The sequence below is a fragment of the Nonomuraea sp. NPDC049684 genome, from assembly GCF_044465345.1.
Classification (GTDB): Bacteria; Actinomycetota; Actinomycetes; order Streptosporangiales; family Streptosporangiaceae; genus Nonomuraea.
In genome coordinates this window covers 114,089-136,759 of sequence record NZ_JBITLO010000009.1, presented here as the reverse complement: position 1 = coordinate 136,759, position 22,671 = coordinate 114,089, and the positions used below count along the sequence as shown (strand labels likewise).

The window sequence follows — 22,671 nt, the reverse complement described above, 5'->3', positions numbered from 1 at the left end:
GAGGGGTCACGCCATGGGGCCGGAGCGGCGTTCCCGACTTGAGCACCACCTCACCAAATACCAGCGAAAAACCACATAACTATCGCCTTTACACGATTTTTCGGTGTTGACAGTTAGATCTTTCGACCATGACGCCCTTCCAGCGATATCTGGCAGAAGAAGTGGCACTCGACCACGTAGAGGGCCTGATCTCGCGGCGCGAGGCCCTGCGCCGCCTGGGCCTCCTCGGGCTCACCCTCCCCGCCGCCACTGCTCTCCTCGCCGCCTGCGGCGCCACCCCCGACACCGGCCCGGCGAGCACGCCTACGCCGCTCGCGGCCTCGCCGTCCGGCACGGCCTCGCCCGCGGGCCCGGCCCCGCTGCCCACGCAGGAGATCACGTTCCCCGGCCCGGACGGCGCCACCCTGCGGGCCGCCTGGTCCCCCGCCGCCGTCCCCAAGGGCGCGGTGCTGGTCATGCACGAGAACCGCGGCCTGACCGACCACATCCGCTCGGTCGCCGGCCGGCTGGCCGCGAGCGGCTACTCGGCCCTGGCGCCCGACCTGCTCTCCCGGGACGGCGGCACGGCCGCGTTCGCCGACACCGCCCAGGTCACGGCCAAGCTGGGCGAGATCCCCCAGGAGCGGTTCGTGGCCGACATGAAGGCGGCCGTCGGCGAGCTGGAGAAGCGGGCCGAGGGCGCCGGGCTGGGCATGATCGGGTTCTGCTTCGGCGGCGGCATGACGTGGCTGCTGCTGTCGTCCGGGGAGGACCGGCTGGCCGCCGCGGCGCCCTTCTACGGCCCGCTGCCCGACCACGCCGACCTGACCGGCGCCAAGGCGTCCGTGCTGGCGATCTACGCCGAGCAGGACGACCGCGTCAACGCCACCAGGGACGCGGCCGAGGCGGCGCTGACGGAGGCCGGGCTCACCCACGAGCTGGTGACCGTACCCGGCGTCGGCCACGCCTTCTTCAACGACAAGGGCGCCCGCTACGACGAGCGGGCCGCCTCGCAGGCCTACGACTACGTGCTGACCTGGTTCGCCCGCCACCTGCCCTGACCGGCCGGGCCGCCCGGCTCGGCCGGGCCGGGAGAACGCGAGCGCCGCCCGCGGCGGAGAGCCGGGGCGGCGCCGGTGAGGTGGTGCCGGGGTCAGTCGTTGAGGCGCTGACGCAGGTAGGAGTCGACCTGGTCGATGGCGATGCGCTCCTGGGCCATGCTGTCGCGCTCGCGGATCGTCACCGCGTGGTCTTCGAGGGTGTCGAAGTCGACGGTGATGCAGAACGGGGTGCCGATCTCGTCCTGGCGGCGGTAGCGGCGGCCGATCGCGCCCGCGTCGTCGAACTCGACGTTCCACCGCCTGCGCAGCTGCGCGGCCAGGTCGCGGGCCTTCGGCGACAGGTCGGCGTTGCGCGACAGCGGCAGCACCGCGGCCTTGACCGGCGCGAGCCGGTGGTCGAGCCGCAGCACCGTGCGCTTCTCCAGGACGCCCTTGGCGTTGGGCGCCTCGTCCTCGGTGTAGGCGTCGAGCAGGAAGGTCAGCGTGGCCCGGTCGACGCCGGCGGCCGGCTCGATGACGTAGGGGACGTAACGCTCACCGGTGTCCTGCTCGAAGAAGCTCAGGTCGACGCCCGAGGCCTTGGAGTGGGCGGTGAGGTCGAAGTCGGTGCGGTTGGCGATGCCTTCGAGCTCGCCCCACTCCGAGCCCTGGAAGTTGAAGCGGTACTCGACGTCGACGGTGCGCTTGGCGTAGTGGGACAGCTTCTCCTGCGGGTGCTCGTAGAGGCGCAGGTTGTCCTTGTTGATACCCAGGTCGGAGTACCAGCGGAAACGCTCGTCGATCCAGTACTGGTGCCACTCCTCGTCGGTGCCGGGCTTGACGAAGAACTCCATCTCCATCTGCTCGAACTCGCGGGTGCGGAAGATGAAGTTGCCCGGGGTGATCTCGTTGCGGAAGGACTTGCCGACCTGGCCGATGCCGAACGGGACCTTCTTGCGCGCCGACTGCTGCACGTTGAGGTAGTTGATGAAGATGCCCTGGGCGGTCTCCGGACGCAGGTAGGCCAGGCCAGACTCGTCCTCCACCGGGCCGAGGAAGGTCTTGAGCAGGCCGCTGAACTGCCGGGGCTCGGTGAAGGTGCCCTTGTTGCCGCAGTTGGGGCAGGTGATGTCGGCCAGGCCGTTCTCGGGCTCCTTGCCGTTCTTCTCCTCGTACGCCTCGACGAGGTGGTCGGCGCGGAAGCGCTTGTGGCACGACTGGCACTCGGTCAGCGGGTCGGTGAAGGTCTCGACGTGGCCGCTGGCCCGCCAGACCTCGGGGGCCAGGATGACGCAGGAGTCGAGGCCCACCACGTCGTCGCGCGACTGGACCATCGACAGCCACCACTGCCGCTTGACGTTGTTCTTCAGCTCGACACCCAGAGGACCGTAGTCCCACGACGCGCGAAGTCCGCCGTAGATCTCGCTCGACGGGTAAACGAGCCCGCGGCGCTTGGCGAGGCTGACGATGGTGTCCATGACGTCGGTGCGTCGTGCCATTTTGGTTGCGTCTCTTTCCGGCTGGAGGTCGGCGAGTGAATTCGGTGAGATCCCAGCTTAGGGGACGCTCACCCGGTCCCGCGCGCGAGTATCGCTACGCACCCTCTTGCGTGTACACGTCCTCGTACGCGCTGGGTTCGTTGACCATGAGGATCATCAACGGGTACATGACCATCCTGGAGGCCGACAGCGCCCTGCGGTAGAACCCCGCGCCCTCCCATTCGCTGACCAGCGCCCACAGGTTGGGCTCGTCGACCGAACGGGCCAGCCGCCCGCGGTGGAAACCCGGCTGGGCGGCGAAGGTGTCGAGGATGGCGTGGCCCTGCTTGATGAAGTCCTGGGACTGGGACTCTGGCACGGTGTATCGGATCACGGCGAGCACCAGCCCAGCCTAGAGGTGCGCACCCTGCTGTCACGCGAACTCCCATAGGCTCTCGACGTGGCCTCCAAAAACAAGCGCCCGCTGCCCCAGGGCGAGCAGTTCTTCACGCCGGGCGCGGGCGGCGCGCGCAAGGCCGTCGAGCGGCGCAGCGCCATCCCGATGACCTTTCTGTTCACGCAGGTGCCCAGGTGGGCGACCCCCGCCGTGCTGGTGATCCTGCTGCTGGCCGCCTTCGCGCTGGCCAACTGGCTGGGCGGCGTGGCGGCGCTGGTGGTGCTGGCGTTCGTCGGGTGGCTGGCGTACCTGTCGTGGCCGTCGCTGGGCATCGGCGGGCGGCTGCTGCGGGTCGTGATGCTGGTCTTCCTGGCGGTCCTGGCCGCTGACCGGTTTGGGGCGTTCTAGCCCGGCCCGCCGGAGATTTTGACAATCATTTTCATTTTCTCCATACTTGAGGGCGTGATGTCCCGTACGCCCCCAATGCGCGCCGTAACCTTCCTCGCCGGAGCAGCCCTGCTGGCCACGTCCGCCTGTGGCGCCGGGGCCGCGGAGGGCACCGAGACCGCCGCGGGCGGCAGGCCCGAGGTGATCGCCGCCTTCTACCCGCTCCAGTGGCTCACGGAGCAGGTGGCCGGGCCCGACGCGAACGTAACCGTCCTGACCGCGCCCGGCGTCGAGCCGCACGACCTGGAGCTGGGCATCCAGCAGATGACCAAGCTCCAGGACGCCGCGCTCACGGTCTACGTCAAGGGCGTGCAGCCGGCCGTCGACGACGCCGTCTCCGCCGACACCGCCTTCGACGCCGCCGCCGTCGTCACGACGATCCCGGCGGGCGGGCACGCCGGCGAGGAGGGGCACGCGGAGGAGCACGCGGACGAGCACGGCGTCTCCTACGACCCGCACATCTGGCTCGACCCGTCCCGGCTGGCCACGGTCGCCGGGAAGCTGGGCGAGCGCCTGGCCGCCGCCGACCCCGCCCACGCGCAGGCGTACAAGGCCCGCGCCGCCACGGCGGCGGGCGTGCTGGGCGGCCTCGACCAGGAGTTCGCCAAGGGCCTGGCCGCCTGCGCCGGCAAGACGCTGGTCACCGCGCACGAGGCGTTCGGCTACCTGGCCGACCGCTACAAGCTCAAGCAGGTGGGCATCACGCTCGACCCCGAGACCGAGCCGTCGCCGAAGCGCCTGTCGGAGGTGGCCGCGCTGGCCAGGGCCGAGGGCGCCACCACGATCTTCACCGAGTCCCTGGTGAGCCCGAAGGTGGCCGAGGTGCTGGCCGGCGAGGTCGGCGCGAAGACGGCCGTGCTCGACCCGCTGGAGAGCAAGCCCGCCGGCGACTACCTGACGGCCATGCGCGACAACCTCAAGACCCTCCGCACGGCTCTGGGGTGTGCGGCATGAGCGAGACGGCCTTCGCGATGACCGGCGGCCGGGTCAGCTTCGACGGCCGGCAGATCCTGCGCGGCGTCGACCTGACCGTCTGCCCCGGCGAGGTCGTGGCCCTGCTGGGGGCCAACGGCTCCGGCAAGTCCACCCTGGTCCGCGCGCTGCTCGGCCTCACCCCGCTGTCCGGCGGCCGGACCCTCCTGTACGGCTCCCCGCCCGCCCGCTTCCGCGACTGGTGGCGCATCGGCTACGTGCCCCAGCGCCTCCAGGTCGGCGGCGGCGTGCCCGCCACCGTCCGCGAGGTCGTGGCCTCGGGCCGCATCGCCCGGCAGAGCCGGCTGCGCAGGACCAGCGCGGCCGACCGGGCGGCGGTCGCGCACGCCCTTGACGCGGTCGACCTGACCGGCCGGGCCGGCGACCCCGTGCAGTCGCTGTCGGGCGGCCAGCAGCAGCGCGTGCTCATCGCCCGCGCCCTGGCCGGGGAGCCCGACACGTACGTGATGGACGAGCCCACGGCGGGCGTCGACGCCGAGACCCAGCAGCTCCTGGCCGACACGCTGGGCGGCCTGGTCCGCGACGGCAAGACGATCGTCCTGGTCGCCCACGAGCTGGGCCCGCTGGAGCCGCTCATCACCCGCGGCGTCGTGGTCCGCGAGGGCCGCGTCGCGCACGACGGCGCGCCGCCGCGGCCCGAGGGCGAGTGCGCCAGGCCGGGACACGAGCACCAGCATCCGCACGCCGAGGAGCCGGCCGCCGGCCCGCTGACCGGCTGGCAGGGAGAAGCGCGATGATCGACCTTCTGCAGGAGAACCTCTTCCAGCTCGCGCTGATCGCCGCGCTGCTGGTGGGGCTGTGCGCGCCCGCGGTGGGCACGTTCATCGTGCAGCGCAGGCTGTCGCTGCTCGGCGACGGCATCGGGCACGTCGCGCTGACCGGCGTGGCGCTGGGCTTCCTGACCGGCACGGCGCCGGTGCTGACGGCCGTGATCGTCTCGGTGCTGGGCGCGGTGGCGATCGAGCTGGTCAGGGCCCGGGGCCGGACCAGCGGCGACGTCGCGCTCGCCCTGCTGTTCTACGGCGGCATCGCGGGCGGCGTCATGCTCATGGGCATCGCCCCCGGCGGCAGCAACGCCAAGCTGAACTCCTACCTGTTCGGCGCCATCGCCAGCGTCACGCGGGAGGACATCTGGATCATCGGCGCGCTGGCCGTGGCGGTGATCGGCGTGGTCGTCGTCTTCGGCAGGGAGCTGTTCGTGCTCTGCCAGGACGAGGAGATGGCCAAGGCCAGCGGCCTGCCGGTGCGCTTCCTCAGCCTGCTGATCGCGGTCACCGCCGCGCTCACCGTGGTCATCGCCATGCGGGTGGTCGGCCTGCTGCTGGTCAGCGCCCTGATGGTGATCCCGGTGGCCACGAGCCAGCAGCTCACCAGGGGCTTTCGGGCCACGATGGGGCTGGCGATGCTGTTCGGCGTGCTCGCCTCGGTGGGCGGTCTGCTGGCCTCGACGATGTCGTCGCGGGTGCCTCCGGGCGCGGCGATCGTGCTTCTCGCCCTCGCCGGCTTCGTCCTGGCCCTCGCTGTCGGTAAATTCGTACGGCGAGGCCGTATCCAGGAGTCCCCAGTGAGCCGGCGACCACAAGTCCGTGTCGAGGAGGTCGCATGACGACGAGGCGCGATGCCGTGCACGACACCCTTCGCCGCAGCGAGGGGTTCCGCAGCGCCCAGGACGTCTACGCGGAGATGCGCCTGCACGGCGCCAAGATCGGGTTGACCACCGTCTACCGGGCGTTGCAGGCGCTGGCCGACTGCGGCCAGGTCGACGTGCTGCGCACCGACGAGGGCGAGTCGGTCTACCGGGCGTGCGCCAGCGACGACCATCACCACCACCTGGTCTGCCGTCGTTGCGGGCACACGGTCGAGGTGGCCGGGCCGGCCGTCGAGCGCTGGGCCGAGGCGGTCGGCAGCGACCACGGCTTCACCGAGATCACTCACACGGTCGAGGTCTTCGGCACCTGCTCGTCCTGCTCGGCGCCGGCCCGCGTGGGCTGAGGGCCGCGGGAGCCGTACAGCACGCCGAGCACGACGGCGGCGCACCCGGCGAGCTGCAGCGCGGAGGGCCGCTCCCCCAGCGTGAGCGTGGAGATGGCGACCGTGGTCATCGGCTGCACGAGCAGCAGCAGCGCCGTGAGCGCCGCGGGCTGCCTGGGCAGCGAGTACGTGATCAGCAGCCATCCGGCCACCTGCGGCCCCAGCGCGAGCAGCAGCAGCCACCCGTGCGCCGGCCATTGCGGCGCCAGGTCGGCCCCGCCGAACAGCGGGCCGAGCGCGGCGATCAGCACGGTGGCCACGACGGTCGCGTGCGCCAGGGGCCCCGCCGTCCGGCCCGGCCCGGCCTTCATGAGCAGCAGGTAGGCGGCGTACACGACGGAGGTCGCCAGGCCGGTGACGGCGCCCATGACGGGGTCGAGCCCGTACGCCGCGCCGTCGAACACCCCGGAGATCAGCACCACGCCGCCGAAGACGATCGGCGTGCTCGCCATGAGCCGGTTGGAGGGGCGCTCGCGGAACAGGCCCCAGGCGGCGAAGGCCACGATGAACACCTGGAGGTTGCCCAGCACGGTCGCCAGACCCGCGCCGACCAGCTTGATCGACTGGTGCCAGAACAGCAGGTCGAGCGAGAACAGCACGCCCGCCGCCCAGGCCGGCAGCGCGTTCCGCCAGGGCAGGGGCCCCAGCTTCCGCCGTTCGAGCCAGGCGAGCAGCACCATGGGCGGCACCGCGTACGCGCAGCGGAACAACGCCGACGTCGCGGGCGAGACCCCGGACAGCCGCACCAGGGGCGCGGAGGTGGAGATGATCAGTGCTCCGGCGATCGCGATCAGGACGATACGCCGATATGCACTCACGGAAACCCCCGGAGTCCCATGGGAGAGATACGCTGCGACCACGCTAGAACCGGCCCCGACAGGAGTCAACATGCCGTTTGGCCATGACATGGTGCATTCTTTGGCGACCGTTGTCGACCTGGTCAACACCTCGCCGTCCACCGGCGGCGACGACGGTCTGGCCAGCCTGGCCGAGTTGCAAGCCTTCGTGGAGTCCCGGCAGATCAGCGGCATCGGCGCGCTGACCGCCCGCGACCTCGGCCAGGTGCGCATGGTGCGCGAGGCGTTCCACCGGGTGTTCACGGCCTCCGACGTGGCCAGCGCCGTGCGCACGCTCAACGCGTTGCTCGCCGAGACGCGTATTACGCCCAGGCTGACCGAGCACGACGGTCATCCGCTGCACGTGCACTACTTCGCCAACGACGCCTCCCTGGCCGAGCACGTGGCCGCCGACTGCGGCGTGGCGCTGGCGCACCTGCTGGTGGAGGGCGAGATGGAGCGCCTGCGCACCTGCTCGGCCCCCGACTGCGACCGCGTGTTCGTCGACGAGTCCCGCAACCGCTCGCGGGTCTACTGCGACAGCCGCACCTGCGGCAACCGCATGCACGTCGCCGCCTACCGGGCCCGCCGCCGCGCCTGACCGTCCGGCACGCGAACCGCCCGTCCCCGCGACGACCGGGGGACGGGCGGCAGGTACGGGTGGTTCAGGGTGCTTCGCTGGACGTCTGCCACCACGGCGGCTTGGCGGTGGCGAAGACGTCGGAACAGTTGCACGAGCCGCAACCTGGGATCATCGGCCCTCCTTCATCGTGGGGGAACGGGTTGTACCCGCCTTCACCGGCTCTCAGCCTGACCCTCGTGCCAGAATTCCGGATACCGCCGCGACGCCACGTCTCTCAGCCGACGTCCCGCCGAGCAGGGCGGTCAGGATCCAGGCCGCCCAGCACAGCGGCACGCTCGCGGCGCAGCGCCGGGCGGACGAGCGTCCACGTGCCGTTGTGCCGGCCACCCTCGTGGTGGCGCAGGAAGGTCGTGCTCTTGCCCGCGCCGTCGGGGCCGGGAAGCCGTGCACCTCGGCAGGGGTGCACCCCGGGGTGCCTCTAGGCGCCGGCGACCTCGTTGGGGATCGCGCCGCCGTAGCGGCGGTCGCGCTTGGCGTAGATCTCGCACGCCGCCCACAGGTCGCGGCGGTCGAAGTCGGGCCAGAGCCGGTCGAGGAAGACCATCTCGGCGTAGGCCGACTGCCACAGCAGGAAGTTCGAGAAGCGCTGCTCGCCCGAGGAGCGCACGAACAGGTCGACCGGCGGGATCTCCGGCTCGTCGAGGTAGCGGGCGAACACCTTCTCGCTCACCTTGGACGGCTTGACCCGCCCGGCCGCGATGTCGGCCGCCAGCTTGACCGCCGCGTCGACGATCTCGGCCTGGCCGCCGTAGTTGACGCAGAACTGCAACGTCAGCTTGCTGTTGCCGAGGGTCATCTGCTCGGCGCTCTGCAACTCGGAGATCACGCTCTTCCACAGCCGGCCCGGCCGGCCCGCCCAGCGCACCCGCACGCCCATGGCGTTGAGCTCGTCGCGCCGCCGCCTGATGACGTCGCGGTTGAAGCCCATCAGGAAGCGCACCTCGTCGGGCGAGCGCTTCCAGTTCTCCGTGGAGAAGGCGTAGGCGCTCAGGTAGGGGACGCCCAGCTCAAGGGCCCCCTCGATGACGTCGAACAGCGAGGACTCGCCCGCCTTGTGCCCTTCGGTGCGCGGCAGGCCACGCGCCTTGGCCCAGCGGCCGTTGCCGTCCATCACGATGGCGACGTGCCGGGGCACGAGGTCACGCGGGATCGGCGGCGGGGTGGCGCCTGACGGATGAGGGGTCGGAGGCCGGACGTTCACGCATGCTCCCTTTCGACGTGTCGCAGAGAGCGTATTCCGTGTTCCAGATGCCATTGCAGATATGCGGCCACCAGACCGCTGCACTCGCTGCGGTGACGCGACTCCGAGGCGTCGGCGGTGGCCCAGTCGCCGCGCAGCAGCGCCGTCATGAGCCCGATCGTCTCCCCCGCCGGCACCGCCGAGCCCGCCGGACGGCAGGCCCCGCACACCACGCCGCCCGCGACGATGGCGAAGGCCCTGACCGCCGGGGCCTGGCACTTGGCGCACGCCTCCAGCGCCGGCGCGTAACCGGCCACCGCCAGCGAGCGCAGGAAGTAGGCGTCGAGGACCAGCCTGGCCTCGTGGACGCGTTCGGACAGCGTGCGCAGGCCGCCGACCAGCAGCAGGAACTGCCGCAGCGCCGGCTCCTTCTCGCCGTGGGTCAGCCGGTCGGCCGTCTCCAGCATGGCGCTGCCGGCGGTGTAACGGGGGTAGTCGACGGCCAGCGCCTCGCCGTAGGGCCTGATGGTCTCCGCCTGGGTGATCACGTCGAGCGTGCGGCCGGTGTGGAGCTGGAGGTCGACGTGCGTGAACGGCTCCAGCCGCGCGCCGAAGCGTGACTTGGTGCGGCGCACGCCCCTGGCCACCGCCCGGATCTTGCCGGTGCGCTTGGCCAGAACGGTGACGATGCGATCGGCCTCACCGAGTTTCTGCGTCCGCAGGACGACGCCTTCGTCGCGGTAGAGACTCACTTGCCCATCTTACGGCCGCACGCGCGGCATGTTCCGGGCATGCTCTGGTGACGCGAGTTTGCCCTGTCGTCACTAGACTTTGACGTCTGTCCCCGCATCACCCGTTGTTCAACCCCCCGCTACTGCCTCGAAAGGGAGTCATGACCCGCGTGGTCCTGCTGGGCTCTTCGCCCGGCCCCGACACCTCTCCGACCGGCCTGAGGCTGGCCGCGCTGCCCGGCAATCCCACCGTGGCCGAGCGGCTGCGCAGCCAGCTCGTCTCCTATGACCCGCGGCCCGCCACGATCGAGACCGGCGACGTGGCCGCCGCCCTGCGCGCCCTGGCCGACGTCGCAGAATCGGCAACGGAGAGCCTCTTCATCATCCCCCAGAACTCGGTCGTCCACGACGAGCTGATCTACCAGATCACCAAGGCCAAGCGCGGCGCGCTGGCGCTCGTGGCCAAGGAGCCGCGTCTGGAGGTGACCGAGGAGGCGCAGGAGGACACCGTACCGATCGACGAGGCCGACCCGGAGATCGGCTACGGCCGGCTCGAGGGGCTGCCGGTGCGCGCGCGCGTCGGCAAGTCGCGCGTCGTGTCGGTCGGCACCGCCAACCACGCGGTGACCAGGCCCAACGCGGTGGTGCTCGGCCCGCTGCACATCAGCGCCCGCAACGCCCCCGTGCTCGCGCAGACCTGCCGCGAGCTGGCCCTCATGGCCGACCGCTTCGGCGCGGACGACGACCTCGTCCAGCTCGTGGTGTTCGGCCTGGTGCGCAACGGCGTGTCGGTCGGCGTGCGCGGCCGCCGCGACCTGTTCTACCGGCGGGTGAGCACGCCGGAGGAGGTCAACGAGGCCGGCGCCGAGATGGCCGGCATGAACGAGGACCGCGCCCGGCTCAACAACGCGGTCAAGGGCGCCGACGGCTTCTTCACCACCTACTTCGTCTCCACCTACTCGCGCTTCATCGCCCGCTGGGCGGCGCGGCGCGGGCTCACGCCCAACCAGGTGACGCTGATCTCGATCACGCTCGGCGTGGCCGCCGCCGCGTGCTTCGCCACCGGCGACCGGCCGTGGATGGTCGCCGGCGGCCTGCTGATCTACTTCGCCTTCGTCTTCGACTGCGTCGACGGGCAGGTGGCCCGGTACGCCCGCAAGTTCGGCGTGCTGGGGGCCTGGCTCGACGCCACCTTCGACCGCTTCAAGGAATACGTGGTCTTCGCCGGCCTGGCCGTCGGCTGGGTCGTCTCGGGCAACGGCGACGACATCTGGATCCTGGCGCTGGCCGCCATCGGGCTCCAGTCCGTCCGCCACCTGCTCGACTTCTCCTTCGGCATCTCCAACCGGCGCAAGCCGCCCGCGCAGCTCCCCACCCTCCCGCTCGACGCCCCCGACGACCGCGACCTGCGCAGGGCGCTGGAGCGGCGCAAGGCCGAGCGCAGCCAGGGCCTGCGCGGCGTGCTCAAGATGTGGACCAGGGCGGGCAAGTTCCGCGCGGTCCACTGGGCGCGGAAGATGATCGTGTTCCCCATCGGCGAGCGGTTCGCGGCCATCGCGATCACCGCCGCCCTCTTCGACGCCCGGATCACATTCCTCACCCTCGTGGTCTGGGGCTCCGTCGCCGCCGCCTACACCCTCACCGGACGCCTCATGAGGTCGCTCGTATGATCACTCAACCGCAGGCCATGGCCACCCCCACGCCGGACCCCGACGAGGAACGCCGCCGCATCCAGACCGCCCGCCTGCTCGCCTACCGCGACGACGGCCCGCTCGTGCACGCCCTCGCGGGCAAGCTGGGCAAGGGCCTGCCGCCCGTGCCCGCCACGCTCGTGGCGCTGCTCGCCGTCGTCGCCGTCACCGTCGTCGGGCTGCCCGACAAGGGGCCGCTGCTGCTCGTGCCGGTGGCCATCACGCTGCTGCTCGTGCTGCCGACCGCGCCGCGCGACCACCTGGGCCGCTTCGACTGGCTCACCCCGCCGCTGCTGCGCGGCACCGAGTTCCTCGCCATGATCGCGATCGGCCTGGCCGCCGGCGCGCCGAAGTGGCTGCTGTTCGTGCTGGTCTACGTGGTGGGCTACCACACCTACGACACCGTCTACCGCACCCGGCAGAGCATCTGGCCGCCCGCGTGGGTGTTCCACGCGGGGCTCGGCTGGGAGCTGCGCCTGCTGATCATCGGTGCCGGTGCGGCGCTGGGCTGGCTGACGCCGGTGCTCGCGGTGCTGACGGCGTACCTGTTCGTGCTGTTCGCGGTGGAGAGCGTGACGAGCTGGGTGCGCCTGGACAAGGCCTCCGCGCAGGCCGGCGCCGACGCCGAGCAGGACCTCGAGGCCTCGCCCGAGGACGCGCTCGAGCAGGCCACCGGCGAGGCGGAGAAGGGCTGAGCGGCCACCTCCCCCTCCGGACACGACGGCGGTCACGGGCTCCCGACAAGGGCGCCGGTGGCCGCCGTTTCGCGTGCGGGCGCCGAATCGCCCCGCCAGAAAAGGACATGACGGACTAGTCTGAAATTCAGCCACATTCGAGCCGGGGTCCGGTCCGGCCGGAGCCAGGAGACGCGGATGGCGTTCGGGTCGCGGCCGTTCAGACGAGGGCATCCGCCGGACGGGCGCGCGGCGGCGCGCGGGCCGTGGGCGGGCCGGTCCGGGCGGGTCGTGGTGGTGCTGGCGTTGGCCGTCGGCCCGGTGAGCGGGTGCGGCACGGATCCGGGCCCGGTGTGCGGCGCGGTCGTCGACTCGACGGGCTACGCCGACCCGGTGACCGCCAGGAACGACGTCGACTCCGAACTGCCGGGGTTCGCCAAGGGCTGCGACTGGATCGGCTTCGCGGCGGTGACCGGCAGCTCGGAGAGCAGCGCGTGCCGCGAGGACCCGGTGCCCATCGCCGCCACCCGCACCGAGAACCCCGGCGACGACCCCGCGGTCGAGGACCGGGTCAGGGCCCGCCGGATCCAGCAGGTGCTCCCCCGGGCGGTCGGGCTGTTCGACTGCCCGAAGGAGGGCCGGGGCTCGGACGTCCTGGGCGCCCTGCGGTACGCGGTCAAGCAGCTCAGCGCGCTGCGGCAGCCGGACAGGGAGCACCGGCTCATCGTGTTCAGCGACCTGCTCAACGACCGCGGCGACCTGGACGTCGGCAAGCTGGACCTGGGCGAGGCCGCCCGCGGCCGGAAGATCGGGGAACTGCGGGCCGCGCGGCTGCTGCCCGACCTGTCCGGGTACGCGGTGGTGGTGCACGGGTTCCTGCGGGCGAAGAAGTCCGCCCCCGGCCGGTTCCCATTGCTGGAGAGCTTCTGGCGGGAGGCGTTCGAGGCCGCCGGGGCGTCGTCCGTGGACCTGCTCTAGAGCGCTCTCCCATATTGACACGCGGTCAGCGGCGTGTTTACGTCGCGTCAAGAGAGCGCTCTCTCACCCGCCATCACCCCCCATGGAGCAGGGATGACAACAGAGATCCGGCACCGGCGCCGCCTGGTGGCCGTGGCGGTGGTGCTCGTGGCACTCACCGGCCTGCTCGTCAAAGTGGCCGTCAGCGCCTCGGCGTCCGTGCCGTCCACGCCGTCCGGCTGGTCGCTGGTCTGGTCCGACGACTTCAACGGCTCGGCGGGCACGCCGCCCTCGTCCGCCGAGTGGATCATCGACACTGGGCACGGCTACCCCGGCGGGCCGGGCAACTGGGGCACGGGCGAGATCCAGAACTACACCTCCAGCACCTCCAACGTCAGCCTCGACGGCTCCGGCAACCTGCGCATCACGCCCCTGCGCAGCGGCTCGGGCGAGTGGACCTCGGCCCGCATCGAGACCAGGCGGGCCGACTTCAAGCCGGCCGCCGGGCGCGTCCTGCGGATCGAGGGCCGGATCCAGATGCCGAACGTGACCGGTCAGGCGGCGCTCGGCTACTGGCCGGCGTTCTGGGCGCTGGGGTCGCCGTACCGGGGGAACTACTGGAACTGGCCGGGCATCGGCGAGTTCGACATCATGGAGAACGTCAACGGCATCGACTCGGTGTGGGGCGTGCTCCACTGCGGCGTCAGCCCCGGCGGGCCCTGCAACGAGACGACCGGCCTGGGCGCGAGCCGGGCCTGCCCCGGATCGTCCTGCCAGTCGGCCTTCCACACCTACCGCTTCGAGTGGGACCGCGCCGCCAGCCCGAACCAGCTCCGCTGGTACGTCGACGGCCAGCAGTTCCACAGCGTCAGCCAGAACCAGCTCGACGCCACCACCTGGGCCGACATGACCGGGCACGGCGGCTACTTCCTGCTGCTCAACCTGGCGATGGGCGGCGCATTCCCCAACGCCCTGGCCGGCACGGGCACGCCGACGGCGGCGACGGTCCCCGGCCACCCGCTGCTGGTGGACTACGTGGCCGTCTGGCAGAGCGGCACGGTCTCCACCCCGACGGCCACGCCGACCGTCCCGGGCGGCGTGGACGCGCGCTCCACCATCCAGGCCGAGCGCTACCAGGCCCAGTCGGGCACCATCGTCGAGGCCACCACCGACACCGGCGGCGGCCAGAACGTCGGCGCCATCACGAACGGCGACTGGCTGCGCTACGACGGGGTCGACTTCGGCTCCGAGCCCGCCCGCCAGTTCAAGGCCAGGGTGGCGTCGGGGGCGGCGGCCGGCGTGAGCGGGCTGGTGCAGGTGCGGCTGGACAGCCCGTCCGCCCCGCCGATCGGCGACTTCGCGCTGGCCAGTACGGGCGGCTGGCAGAGCTGGCGCACGGTCCCCGCCAACATCAGCGGGGTCACCGGGACGCACACCGTCTACCTGACCTTCAGCAGCGGCCAGCCCGCCGACTTCGTCAACGTCAACTGGTTCACCTTCTCGACGAACTGACCGCCCAGCACGGCGGAGGGGCGCGGCGGAGACACCCGAGCCCGCGCTCCCTGACCGCCCAGGACGGCGGAGGGGCGCGGCGGAGACGCCCGAGCCCGCGCTCCTCCCGCCGGCGGCCCTTCGTCGGTGATCGCGGTAGATGGGGAACAATGGGACAGTGCGCGAATTGCCGGTGATCGACATCTCCCCGCTGGTCGGCGACACCCCGGGCGGTGACAGGCAGGCCGTCGGCGCGGAGATCGGCGCGGCCTGCCGGGACAGCGGCTTCTTCTACGTCCGCGGGCACGGCGTGCCGCAGGACCTCCTCGACCGGCTCGACGCCGCCGCCAGGCGCTTCTTCGCGCTGCCCGAGGAGGTCAAGGCCGAGATCTCGATGGACCGCGGCGGCCCGGCCTGGCGCGGCTTCTTCCCGGTGGGCGGCGAGCTGACCTCGGGGCGGCCGGACCTGAAGGAGGGTGTCTACTTCGGCGCCGAGCAGCCGCCCGGCCCGCTCCCGCTGCACGGCCCCAACCAGTTCCCCGTCCAGGTGCCCGAGCTGCGGGAGGCCGTCCTCGCCTACCTGGAGACGATGACGGGGGTCGCGCAGGCGGTCATGTCGGGGGTCGCGCTCAGCCTCGGCCTGGACGAGGGCTACTTCCGCACCGGCTACACCGCGGACCCGACCGTCCTGTTCCGCATCTTCCACTACCCGCCCGCGCCCCCGGACGACGACGAGACCTGGGGCGTGGGCGAGCACACCGACTACGGCCTGCTCACCCTGCTCCTCCAGGACGCCAACGGCGGCCTCCAGGTCCGGACGGCGGACGGCTGGGTCGAGGCGCCGCCGCTGCCGGGCACGTTCGTCTGCAACATCGGCGACATGCTCGACAAGCTCACGGGCGGCCGCTACCGCTCGACGCCGCACCGCGTGCGCAACCGCAGCGGCAACGAGCGCCTGAGCTACCCGTTCTTCTTCGACCCCGGGTGGGACAGCGTGGTGCCGCCCCTCCCCTACGCCGCCGGCGAGCGCTGGGACGGCCAGGTCGACTTCACCGGCACCTACGGCGAGTACCTGCTGTCGAAGGTGTCCAAGGTCTTCCCGAGCCTGTTCGAGCGGCAGATCTAGGCCGACTCCCGCACGATCAGCCGGGTGGGCAGGACGACCGGCGTGGTGCTCCGGCCCTCCAGCCGCGACAGCAGCAGCCGCGCCAGCGCCAGCGCCTGCTCGGTGACGGGCACCCGGACGGTGGTGAGGGCGGGGGTGGTGGCCGAGGCGGCGTCGATGTCGTCGAAGCCCACGATCGCCAGATCGTCGGGCACCCGCCGGCCGGCGGCGCGGGCGGCCAGCAGGGCGCCGACGGCCATCTGGTCGTCGGCCGCGAAGATCGCGTCCAGGTCGGGGGCGTCGCCGAGGAGCTGCCCGGCCGCCGCCGTGCCGGAGGCCCGGGTCAGGTCGCCGATCGCCAGTCTGGGCCGCAGCCCGGCGCGGTCGAGGGCCGTACGGTGGCCGGCGAGCCGGTCCTGGGTGGCGACCAGGTCCATCGGGCCGCAGATCATGCCGATCCGGCGGCGGCCGGTGGCCAGCAGGTGCTCGGTGGCCGCCGCCGCGCCCGCGACGTTGTCGGCGTCCACGTACGGCACCAGCGAGGCGACCGGCGGCCGGCCCAGCAGCACGAGCGGCACGCCGGTGCGCGAGAGCCGTTCGGCCAGGGTGTCGCCCCGCTCGGGCGGCAGCAGGACGACGCCGTCCACCAGGCGCGCCTCGGCGTGCCGGACGATGCGGCGCTGGCTCTCGGCGGTGTCGGCGAGCATGAGGGTGATCTGCTTGCCCGCGCCCTCCAGCAGGCTCGTCACGTACTGGACGGCGGCGGCGACCATCGGGTCGGCGGCGTGCCTGGGGGCCGGCAGCACGAGCGCGACGGTGTCGGTGCGCCGGGTCACCAGGCTGCGGGCGGCGGCGTTGGGCACGTAGCCGAGCTCCTTGACGGCCTGGAGGACCGTGGAGCGCACCTCGGGGCTGACCGACGCCTCGCCGTTGACGACGCGGGAGACCGTGGCCCGGGAGACGCGGGCGCGGGCGGCCACCGTCTCCAGCGTGGGACGCCGGGGCGGCGCCTCGGTCAGGCCGTTGCGCCTGATGACGTCGCGGTACCACAGGGCGCTGTCCTTGGGCCGCCTGCGCTGGCTGTCGAAGTCGACGTGCACGAGGCCGAACTTGCGCCGGTACCCCTCGGCCCATTCGAGATTGTCGAGCAGCGTCCAGGCGAGATATCCGCGAACGTTCGCGCCCTCCTCGACGGCGGTCCGCAGGGCCCGCAGGTGTTCCTCGATGAAATGCACGCGGTCGACGTCGTGAATGCCGTCGGGAGTGACCGTGTCGACGAAGTCCGCGCCATTCTCGGTGATCATGAGTTCGAGCCCGGGATATTCGCCGGCGAGCCGCCGCAGTAACAGCGAAAGGGCGTTCGGGACGATCGGCCAGCCCATCGCGGTGACCGCCGTGGGAATGGTGCTGAAAAGCACGCCGGCGCTTCCCGGATAAGCCGGGTCGGCCGGTTCGCCGGGCTGCGCCTGGACGACGGCCGGCGCGTAGTAGTTGACGCCGAGCAGGTCGAGCGGCTGGGCGATGTCGGCCAGGTCGCCGTCGCGGACGTGCCCGAGCCCGGCGTGCCGCTCGATGACCGGCAGCAGGTCGGCGGGGTAGGCGCCGCGCAGCATCGGGTCGAGGAACTGCCGGTGGACGAGCGCGTCGATCCTGGCCACGGCCTCGGCGTCCTCCTCCGACAGCGGCCGGTCGAAGTCGCCGACCTGGGCCGGCGTCAGCACGGGCGAGAAGTTGAGCACGGCCCCCACCTCGGCGGCCCCGGCGGCGCGCAGGGCCTGGGCGCCCAGGCCGTGGGCGAGCAGCAGGTGGTGGGCGCTCCTGAACGCCTCGGCGGCCGACCGGCGGCCCGGCGCGTGCACCCCCGAGCCGTGGCCGACGAAGGCCGCCACCCACGGCTCGTTCACGGTGAACCAGGTGCCGACCCGGTCGGCGAGCCGCTCGGCCACGATCGCCGCGTAGTCCGCGAAACAGCGGGCGGTGTCGCGGGACGGCCATCCGCCGCGCTCCTGCAGCGCCTGCGGCAGGTCCCAGTGATAAAGGGTGGCCAAAGGCGTGATGCCCGCCTCCAGCAGGGCGTCGACCAGCCGCTGGTAGAAGTCGAGACCGGCCGCGTTCACCTTTCCCGAGCCGTCCGGGAGAATGCGCGGCCAGCTCACCGAGAACCGGTAGGCGGCCATTCCCAGGTCTTTCATCAGCGAGACGTCCTCGCGATATCGGTGGTAATGGTCGCAGGCGTCGGCAGTGCCTCCCGCGAAGGCGTCCCAAATGGACGGCCCGCGGCCGTCGGCGGCGGTGCCGCCCTCGATCTGGAAGGCCGACGTCGAGACCCCCCAGACGAAACCCTCGGGAAAACGTGCGACATTCATGTGGCGGCAATCCTCCGGCAGTGGACCGAGCGCCCAGTCTCCCGCGCGGCGCTCGTCGCGCGCCAGCCTGGCCAGGCGGTATACAGAGCCGGTGGAACTGGACCGGCTCGATCGTGACATCATCGCGGCGCTCGTCGACGACGCCCGCGCGACCTACGCGGACATCGGCCAGCAGGTGGGGCTGAGCGCGTCGGCCGTCAAGCGGCGGGTCGACCGGCTGCAGAAGAGCGGGGCGATCACCGGCTTCAGCGCGCGGGTCGCGCCGCAGGCGCTCGGCTGGACCACCGAGGCGTACGTCGAGCTGTTCTGCCAGGGCAAGACCAAGCCGTCGGACATCGCCCTGGCGGTGGCCAAGTTCCCCGAGGTGGTGGCGGCGGCCACGATCACCGGCGAGGCCGACGCGCTGCTGCACATCAGGGCCACCGACGTGCGGCACGTCGAGCGGGTCATCGAGCGCATCGCGGCGGAGGCTTTCGTGGTGCGGACCAAGAGCTCGATCGTGCTGTCGCGGCTGGTGGACACCCCTCCGGGAGCCGCCCTGACGGACTCGCGCAACGGATCGCACGTCGTTGGCCGATAGACGCAACAGACCCGCGCCAACGCGCAATGCGCACCGCTTGGCCTGCGCAAACGTCAATTCTTAGGCTGTCCCCGTCCTCCCGGAACAACACGGGAACTCTCCCTGCCCAGACGACGGAGCCCTGCATGCCCAAACACTTCCTCATGTGCCGCCCGGACTACTTCGCGGTCGAGTACGCCATCAACCCGTGGATGGACCCCGAGGCCGGCGCCGACCGTGAGGTGGCGATCCGGCAGTGGGAAGGGCTGAAGTCGGCGTACGAGGAGCTCGGGCACCAGGTCAGCCTCATCGACCCGATCGAGGGCCTGCCCGACATGGTGTTCGCCGCCAACGGCGCGCTGGTCGTCGGCGGACGGGTCTACGGCGCCCGTTTCACCTTCCCCGAGCGCGGCCCCGAGGGCCCGGCCTACCTGCGCTGGTTCGTCGAGCGCGGCTACCCGACGCTGGAGCCCACGCACGTCAACGAGGGCGAGGGCGACTTCCTCACCCTCGACGACGTCATCCTGGCCGGCACCGGCTTCCGCACCGACGTGGTCGCCCACCAGGAGGCGCAGGAGTACCTGGGCCGCCCGGTCGTCTCGCTGAAGCTGGTCGACCCGCGCTTCTACCACCTGGACACCGCGCTGTTCCCGCTCGACGGCCGCAACGTCGCCTACTACCCCGGCGCCTTCTCCAAGGGCAGCCAGGAGGTGCTGCGCGCGATGTTCCCGGACGCGGTGATCGCGACCGCCGAGGACGCCGAGGTGCTCGGCCTCAACGCGGTCAGCGACGGCCGCAACGTGGTGATCAACTCCGAGGCGTCCGGGCTCCAGCTGGAGCTCAAGCGGCACGGCTACGAGGTGATCCCGGTCGAGCTGTCGGAGCTGCGCAAGGCGGGCGGCGGTCCCAAGTGCTGCACACTGGAGATCAGGGGGGAGAAGTAACATGAGCACCAGCGCAGAGCTGATCGAAGTAAGCGAGCGCCGCAGCGCGCACAACTACCATCCGCTGCCCGTGGTCATCCACGAGGCGCACGGCGCGTGGGTCACCGACGTCGAGGGCAAGCGCTATCTCGACTGCCTGTCGGGCTACTCGTCACTGAACTTCGGCCACGGCAACCCGAAGATCATCGAGGCCGCCCAGGAGCAGCTGAAGAACCTCACGCTGACCAGCCGGGCCTTCTACCACGACCAGTTCGCCCAGTTCTGCGCCGGGCTCGGCGACCTCACCGGCAAGGACATGATCCTGCCGATGAACACCGGCGCCGAGGCCGTCGAGACCGCGATCAAGGTGGCCCGCAAGTGGGGCTACGAGGTCAAGGGCGTCGCGCCGGAGCGGGCCAACATCATCGTGATGGAGGACAACTTCCACGGCCGCACCACCACGATCATCAGCTTCTCCACCGACCCCGACGCGCACGACGGGTTCGGGCCGTACACGCCCGGGTTCAAGATCGTCCGTTACGGCTCGGCCGAGGCGATCAGGGAGGCGATCGACGACGACACCGTGGCCGTGCTCGTCGAGCCGATCCAGGGCGAGGCGGGCGTGCTGGTGCCGCCGGACGGCTACCTGACCGAGGTCCGGCGCATCTGCACCGACAACAACGTGCTGATGATCGCCGACGAGATCCAGTCGGGTCTCGGGCGCACCGGCCGCACGTTCGCCTGCGACCACGAGAACGTCGTCCCCGACGTCTACATCCTGGGCAAGGCGCTCGGCGGCGGCGTGGTGCCGGTCTCGGCCATCGCCGCGGACGAGGACGTCCTCGGGGTCATCAAGCCGGGCCAGCACGGGTCCACGTTCGGCGGCAACCCGCTGGCCTGCGCGGTCGGCATCGCCGTCATCGACATCCTGAACACCGGCGAGTTCCAGGCCAGGGCCGCCCGGCTCGGCGAGGTGCTGCACGCGCGGCTGCGCGAGCTGGCCGGCAAGGGCGTCGTGGCGGTGCGCGGGCGCGGGCTGTGGGCGGGCGTGGACATCGACCCGGCCCTCGGCACCGGGCGCGAGGTCTCCAAGGCGCTGATGGCGCGCGGCGTGCTCGCCAAGGACACCCACGGGTCCACGATCCGGCTCGCGCCGCCGATCGTGATCTCCGAGGAGGACCTGCTCTGGGCGGTCGACCAGCTCGCCGCCGTCCTGGAAAGCCTCTAGCCCTCAGATCCCGGACAGGCCCCGGGCGGGCGCGCCGGCCACACCGGCGCGCCCGTCCGGCTGTCAGGACCCGGCGGAGGCGCTCGGCTCGACCGTGACGGTCCTGGTCGGCTGCGGCTCGCCGGTCGGGACGGCCGTGCCGGTGGGCGTCGGCCGCGGCTCCTCGGACGGCTCGGCCGAGGGCGCGCCGGCCGCCGGCTCCCGGGTGAACGTGATCGTCGCCTCGGCCGTCGGCGGCTCCGACGTCGTCGAGCCGGACTCCGACGGAGTGGGCACGGGGGCCTGGGTCTCCGGCATGCAGCTCGCGTCGGCGGCGGCGTCGGGGGCCTCCGGCAGGGCGTCCACCACGGAGACGTCGAGCTGGGCCGTCAGCGCCAGGACGCTGTCCTTCGGCGCGCCCGCCTTGGCGTCGACCACGACCTGCCGCTCCCCCAGGAACGTGTGCCCGGCCGGGTCGAAGATCAGCTCCTCGCGCACGCCCCAGCCGGCGACCCGGCCCAGCGCCACGCCCACGCGTCCCGAGGAGTCGGCGACGCCCTCGGCCGCCTCGACGCCGGGGATCGTCTTCACCGCCTCGAACAGGGCGTCCCGCTGTGCCTTGGGCAGGTAGTTCTCCCTGACGAGGTCGCCGGCGCGGGCGAAGGCGACGGCGTCGGGATCGCCGTCCTTGCCGCCCCCGGGGACCGGCTGGTACAGGCGGTCGCGCATGGCCGTGGCGTCGGTCGGGAGCGTGCTCAGGTAGGCGTAGTCGTCGCGGTAGGGGCCGCGCAGGTCGGGGCAGGAGGCCAGCCGGTTCCACTCGCTGCCCTGCCAACTGGTGGCGTCGGCGGGCAGCGGCTCGCCCGGCCAGGGGCGCGGCTCGCGGCCCTCGATCTGCAGCAGGCCGTCCTTGCTGCCGTCCACGGACTTCCAGATCCTGCGGTGCTGGCGGTAGAGGTAGCGGCTCTGCCCGCCGGAGGCGTCGATCGAGCGCGAGCCGTACATGGTGTCGGACTCGATCAGGATGAACTGGTCCGGCCGGGGGTTCAGCTCGCCGGCCGCCAGCATCACGGAGGTGGCCGGGCGGGCATCCGTCCCGCCCTGGCCGGACAGCGCCACCGCCACGCCGCCGACCAGGACCACCGTGACGCCGAAGGCCGCGGCCGTCTGCCAGCCCAGCCTGGGCAGCCGCAGACGCCGCCCGCCGCGCGCCTCGGCCAGCAGCCGTTCCCTGGCCCGCGCGCGGGCCTGCGGCTCGTACGGCGGCGCCGCCGGCCTGCCGTCGGCGAACGTGCGGATCTCGTCATCCATGCTGGGGCTCCTCTGCGAAGGGATCGATGCCGCCGAGCGCCCTGCGTACCTTGACGCGGAGCCGGTGCAGCCTGGACCGGACGGTGCCGACGGGCACCCCGAGGGCGCGCGCGGCGTCCTCGTAGGTCAGGTCGGCCCACGCCACGAGCAGCAGCAGGTCGCGCTCGCCCGCGCTGAGCCTGGTCAGCGCCCTGGCCAGGCGGGGCTGGAGCTGCTCGGCGGTGACCCGGTCGGCGCTGCGCTCGTCGAACGCGCCCGGACGCTCGGCGCCCACCCTGGCCATGGCCGCGGTGCGCCGCCGTTCGGCCCTGCGGTGCTGGGACACGACCTTGGTGGCGATGCCGTACAGCCAGGGACGGGCGTCGGGCAGGGTGCGGTCGTAGCGGCCGCGGCCGCGGAAGGCGAGGAGGAACACCTCCCCCGTCACGTCCTCGGCCAGCTCGGCGCCCAGGCGGCGGGCGGCGTACCTGTGGATCTCGTCGGCGTGCCGGTCGAACAGCGCGGCGAAACGCTCTGGATCGCTCAGCGAATGCCCGATCAGGGTCGAGTCATCCAGCGTTGCGGTTGTGTCCTCGACACTCACGACATCCGGTCCTCTCTCATGCGGTCACCCTGTTGTTGGCCGCACCCGG

24 protein-coding genes are annotated in these 22,671 nt (G+C 72.1%); 15 read left to right on the top strand and 9 right to left on the bottom strand.

What is annotated here, in order from left to right; genetic code table 11:
- Window positions 1–128: 128 nt before the first annotated feature.
- Complete coding sequence (locus tag ACIBST_RS27295; protein ID WP_397175659.1) at window positions 129–1,040, top strand: dienelactone hydrolase family protein; 912 nt, start codon at window positions 129–131, stop codon at window positions 1,038–1,040.
- Between the two features lie 92 nt (window positions 1,041–1,132).
- On the opposite strand, the gene ACIBST_RS27290 is transcribed toward ACIBST_RS27295, so the two are convergent.
- Together ACIBST_RS27290 and ACIBST_RS27285 are read right to left on the bottom strand one after the other, a co-directional pair.
- On the bottom strand, window positions 1,133–2,518 hold the full coding sequence (locus ACIBST_RS27290; RefSeq protein WP_387672600.1) for a glycine--tRNA ligase: 1,386 nt from the start codon (window positions 2,516–2,518) through the stop codon (window positions 1,133–1,135).
- Between the two features lie 94 nt (window positions 2,519–2,612).
- Entirely contained in the window at window positions 2,613–2,900 is a 288-nt protein-coding gene (locus ACIBST_RS27285) for an antibiotic biosynthesis monooxygenase (protein WP_358292153.1), read from the bottom strand.
- 57 nt (window positions 2,901–2,957) lie between these two features.
- On the opposite strand from ACIBST_RS27285, the gene ACIBST_RS27280 reads away from it, so the two are divergent.
- The 5 genes from ACIBST_RS27280 (at window position 2,958) to ACIBST_RS27260 (ending at window position 6,326) form a co-directional block, all read left to right on the top strand.
- Window positions 2,958–3,302, top strand: a complete 345-nt coding sequence (locus ACIBST_RS27280; protein WP_397175657.1) for a DUF6703 family protein — start codon at window positions 2,958–2,960, stop codon at window positions 3,300–3,302.
- A 75-nt stretch (window positions 3,303–3,377) separates the two neighbouring features.
- Window positions 3,378–4,295: a metal ABC transporter solute-binding protein, Zn/Mn family gene (locus tag ACIBST_RS27275; RefSeq protein WP_397175655.1), complete on the top strand. Its 918-nt coding sequence runs from the start codon at window positions 3,378–3,380 to the stop codon at window positions 4,293–4,295.
- Window positions 4,292–5,071: a metal ABC transporter ATP-binding protein gene (locus tag ACIBST_RS27270; protein WP_397175654.1), complete on the top strand. Its 780-nt coding sequence runs from the start codon at window positions 4,292–4,294 to the stop codon at window positions 5,069–5,071. The genes ACIBST_RS27275 and ACIBST_RS27270 overlap by 4 nt, the downstream gene beginning before the upstream one ends.
- Window positions 5,068–5,940, top strand: coding sequence for a metal ABC transporter permease (locus tag ACIBST_RS27265; protein WP_397175652.1), 873 nt, complete (start codon window positions 5,068–5,070; stop codon window positions 5,938–5,940). The genes ACIBST_RS27270 and ACIBST_RS27265 overlap by 4 nt, the downstream gene beginning before the upstream one ends.
- Complete coding sequence (locus tag ACIBST_RS27260; RefSeq protein WP_352323403.1) at window positions 5,937–6,326, top strand: transcriptional repressor; 390 nt, start codon at window positions 5,937–5,939, stop codon at window positions 6,324–6,326. The genes ACIBST_RS27265 and ACIBST_RS27260 overlap by 4 nt, the downstream gene beginning before the upstream one ends.
- On the opposite strand, the gene ACIBST_RS27255 is transcribed toward ACIBST_RS27260, so the two are convergent.
- Window positions 6,266–7,183, bottom strand: coding sequence for a DMT family transporter (locus ACIBST_RS27255; protein WP_397175650.1), 918 nt, complete (start codon window positions 7,181–7,183; stop codon window positions 6,266–6,268). The two genes, ACIBST_RS27260 and ACIBST_RS27255, sit on opposite strands and share 61 nt — an antisense overlap.
- 91 nt (window positions 7,184–7,274) lie before the next feature.
- Here ACIBST_RS27255 and ACIBST_RS27250 point away from each other — a divergent pair, with 91 nt between their 5' ends.
- On the top strand, window positions 7,275–7,802 hold the full coding sequence (locus ACIBST_RS27250; RefSeq protein WP_397176061.1) for a CGNR zinc finger domain-containing protein: 528 nt from the start codon (window positions 7,275–7,277) through the stop codon (window positions 7,800–7,802).
- 256 nt (window positions 7,803–8,058) lie between these two features.
- On the opposite strand, the gene ACIBST_RS27245 is transcribed toward ACIBST_RS27250, so the two are convergent.
- From ACIBST_RS27245 to recO, 3 genes are read right to left on the bottom strand one after another with little or no spacing between them, the layout of a single operon-like run.
- Window positions 8,059–8,250 (bottom strand): hypothetical protein, encoded by a 192-nt coding sequence (locus ACIBST_RS27245; RefSeq protein WP_397175649.1) that lies wholly within the window; start codon window positions 8,248–8,250, stop codon window positions 8,059–8,061.
- A 12-nt stretch (window positions 8,251–8,262) separates the two neighbouring features.
- Window positions 8,263–9,045 carry an isoprenyl transferase gene (locus ACIBST_RS27240; RefSeq protein ID WP_397175647.1) on the bottom strand — a complete coding sequence of 261 codons (783 nt, stop codon included), beginning with the start codon at window positions 9,043–9,045 and terminating at the stop codon, window positions 8,263–8,265.
- The gene (gene recO / locus ACIBST_RS27235; protein WP_357979377.1) at window positions 9,042–9,776 is read right to left on the bottom strand and encodes a DNA repair protein RecO; all 735 of its coding nucleotides are present in this window, start codon (window positions 9,774–9,776) and stop codon (window positions 9,042–9,044) included. Before recO ends, ACIBST_RS27240 begins: the two co-directional genes overlap by 4 nt.
- Before the next feature lie 140 nt (window positions 9,777–9,916).
- Between recO and ACIBST_RS27230 the strand changes: the two genes are divergently transcribed.
- The 5 genes from ACIBST_RS27230 to ACIBST_RS27210 all read left to right on the top strand — a co-directional run bounded on the left by ACIBST_RS27230 (window position 9,917) and on the right by ACIBST_RS27210 (window position 15,694).
- On the top strand, window positions 9,917–11,425 hold the full coding sequence (locus tag ACIBST_RS27230) for a CDP-alcohol phosphatidyltransferase family protein (RefSeq protein WP_397175645.1): 1,509 nt from the start codon (window positions 9,917–9,919) through the stop codon (window positions 11,423–11,425).
- Complete coding sequence (locus ACIBST_RS27225) at window positions 11,422–12,141, top strand: DUF5941 domain-containing protein (RefSeq protein ID WP_352323408.1); 720 nt, start codon at window positions 11,422–11,424, stop codon at window positions 12,139–12,141. The genes ACIBST_RS27230 and ACIBST_RS27225 overlap by 4 nt, the downstream gene beginning before the upstream one ends.
- 177 nt (window positions 12,142–12,318) lie before the next feature.
- Entirely contained in the window at window positions 12,319–13,098 is a 780-nt protein-coding gene (locus ACIBST_RS27220; RefSeq protein WP_397175644.1) for a hypothetical protein, read from the top strand.
- A gap of 93 nt (window positions 13,099–13,191) precedes the next feature.
- Complete coding sequence (locus tag ACIBST_RS27215) at window positions 13,192–14,589, top strand: glycoside hydrolase family 16 protein (RefSeq protein WP_397175642.1); 1,398 nt, start codon at window positions 13,192–13,194, stop codon at window positions 14,587–14,589.
- 157 nt (window positions 14,590–14,746) lie between these two features.
- The gene (locus ACIBST_RS27210) at window positions 14,747–15,694 is read left to right on the top strand and encodes an isopenicillin N synthase family dioxygenase (protein ID WP_397175641.1); all 948 of its coding nucleotides are present in this window, start codon (window positions 14,747–14,749) and stop codon (window positions 15,692–15,694) included.
- On the opposite strand, the gene ACIBST_RS27205 is transcribed toward ACIBST_RS27210, so the two are convergent.
- On the bottom strand, window positions 15,691–18,039 hold the full coding sequence (locus ACIBST_RS27205) for a GH1 family beta-glucosidase (RefSeq protein ID WP_397175640.1): 2,349 nt from the start codon (window positions 18,037–18,039) through the stop codon (window positions 15,691–15,693). The two genes, ACIBST_RS27210 and ACIBST_RS27205, sit on opposite strands and share 4 nt — an antisense overlap.
- A 91-nt stretch (window positions 18,040–18,130) precedes the next feature.
- Between ACIBST_RS27205 and ACIBST_RS27200 the strand changes: the two genes are divergently transcribed.
- From ACIBST_RS27200 to rocD, 3 genes are all read left to right on the top strand, one after another.
- On the top strand, window positions 18,131–18,619 hold the full coding sequence (locus tag ACIBST_RS27200) for an Lrp/AsnC family transcriptional regulator (RefSeq protein WP_397175639.1): 489 nt from the start codon (window positions 18,131–18,133) through the stop codon (window positions 18,617–18,619).
- Between the two features lie 125 nt (window positions 18,620–18,744).
- Window positions 18,745–19,542, top strand: a complete 798-nt coding sequence (gene ddaH, locus ACIBST_RS27195; protein ID WP_397175637.1) for a dimethylargininase — start codon at window positions 18,745–18,747, stop codon at window positions 19,540–19,542.
- A 1-nt stretch (window position 19,543) separates the two neighbouring features.
- A complete protein-coding gene (gene rocD / locus ACIBST_RS27190; protein WP_397175635.1) occupies window positions 19,544–20,749 on the top strand; it encodes an ornithine--oxo-acid transaminase in 1,206 nt (401 codons plus the stop codon).
- 63 nt (window positions 20,750–20,812) lie between these two features.
- Here rocD and ACIBST_RS27185 read toward each other — a convergent pair whose 3' ends face one another.
- Window positions 20,813–22,039, bottom strand: a complete 1,227-nt coding sequence (locus ACIBST_RS27185) for a CU044_5270 family protein (RefSeq protein WP_397175634.1) — start codon at window positions 22,037–22,039, stop codon at window positions 20,813–20,815.
- Window positions 22,032–22,622: an RNA polymerase sigma factor gene (locus tag ACIBST_RS27180; protein ID WP_397175632.1), complete on the bottom strand. Its 591-nt coding sequence runs from the start codon at window positions 22,620–22,622 to the stop codon at window positions 22,032–22,034. Before ACIBST_RS27180 ends, ACIBST_RS27185 begins: the two co-directional genes overlap by 8 nt.
- Window positions 22,623–22,671 lie beyond the last annotated feature (49 nt).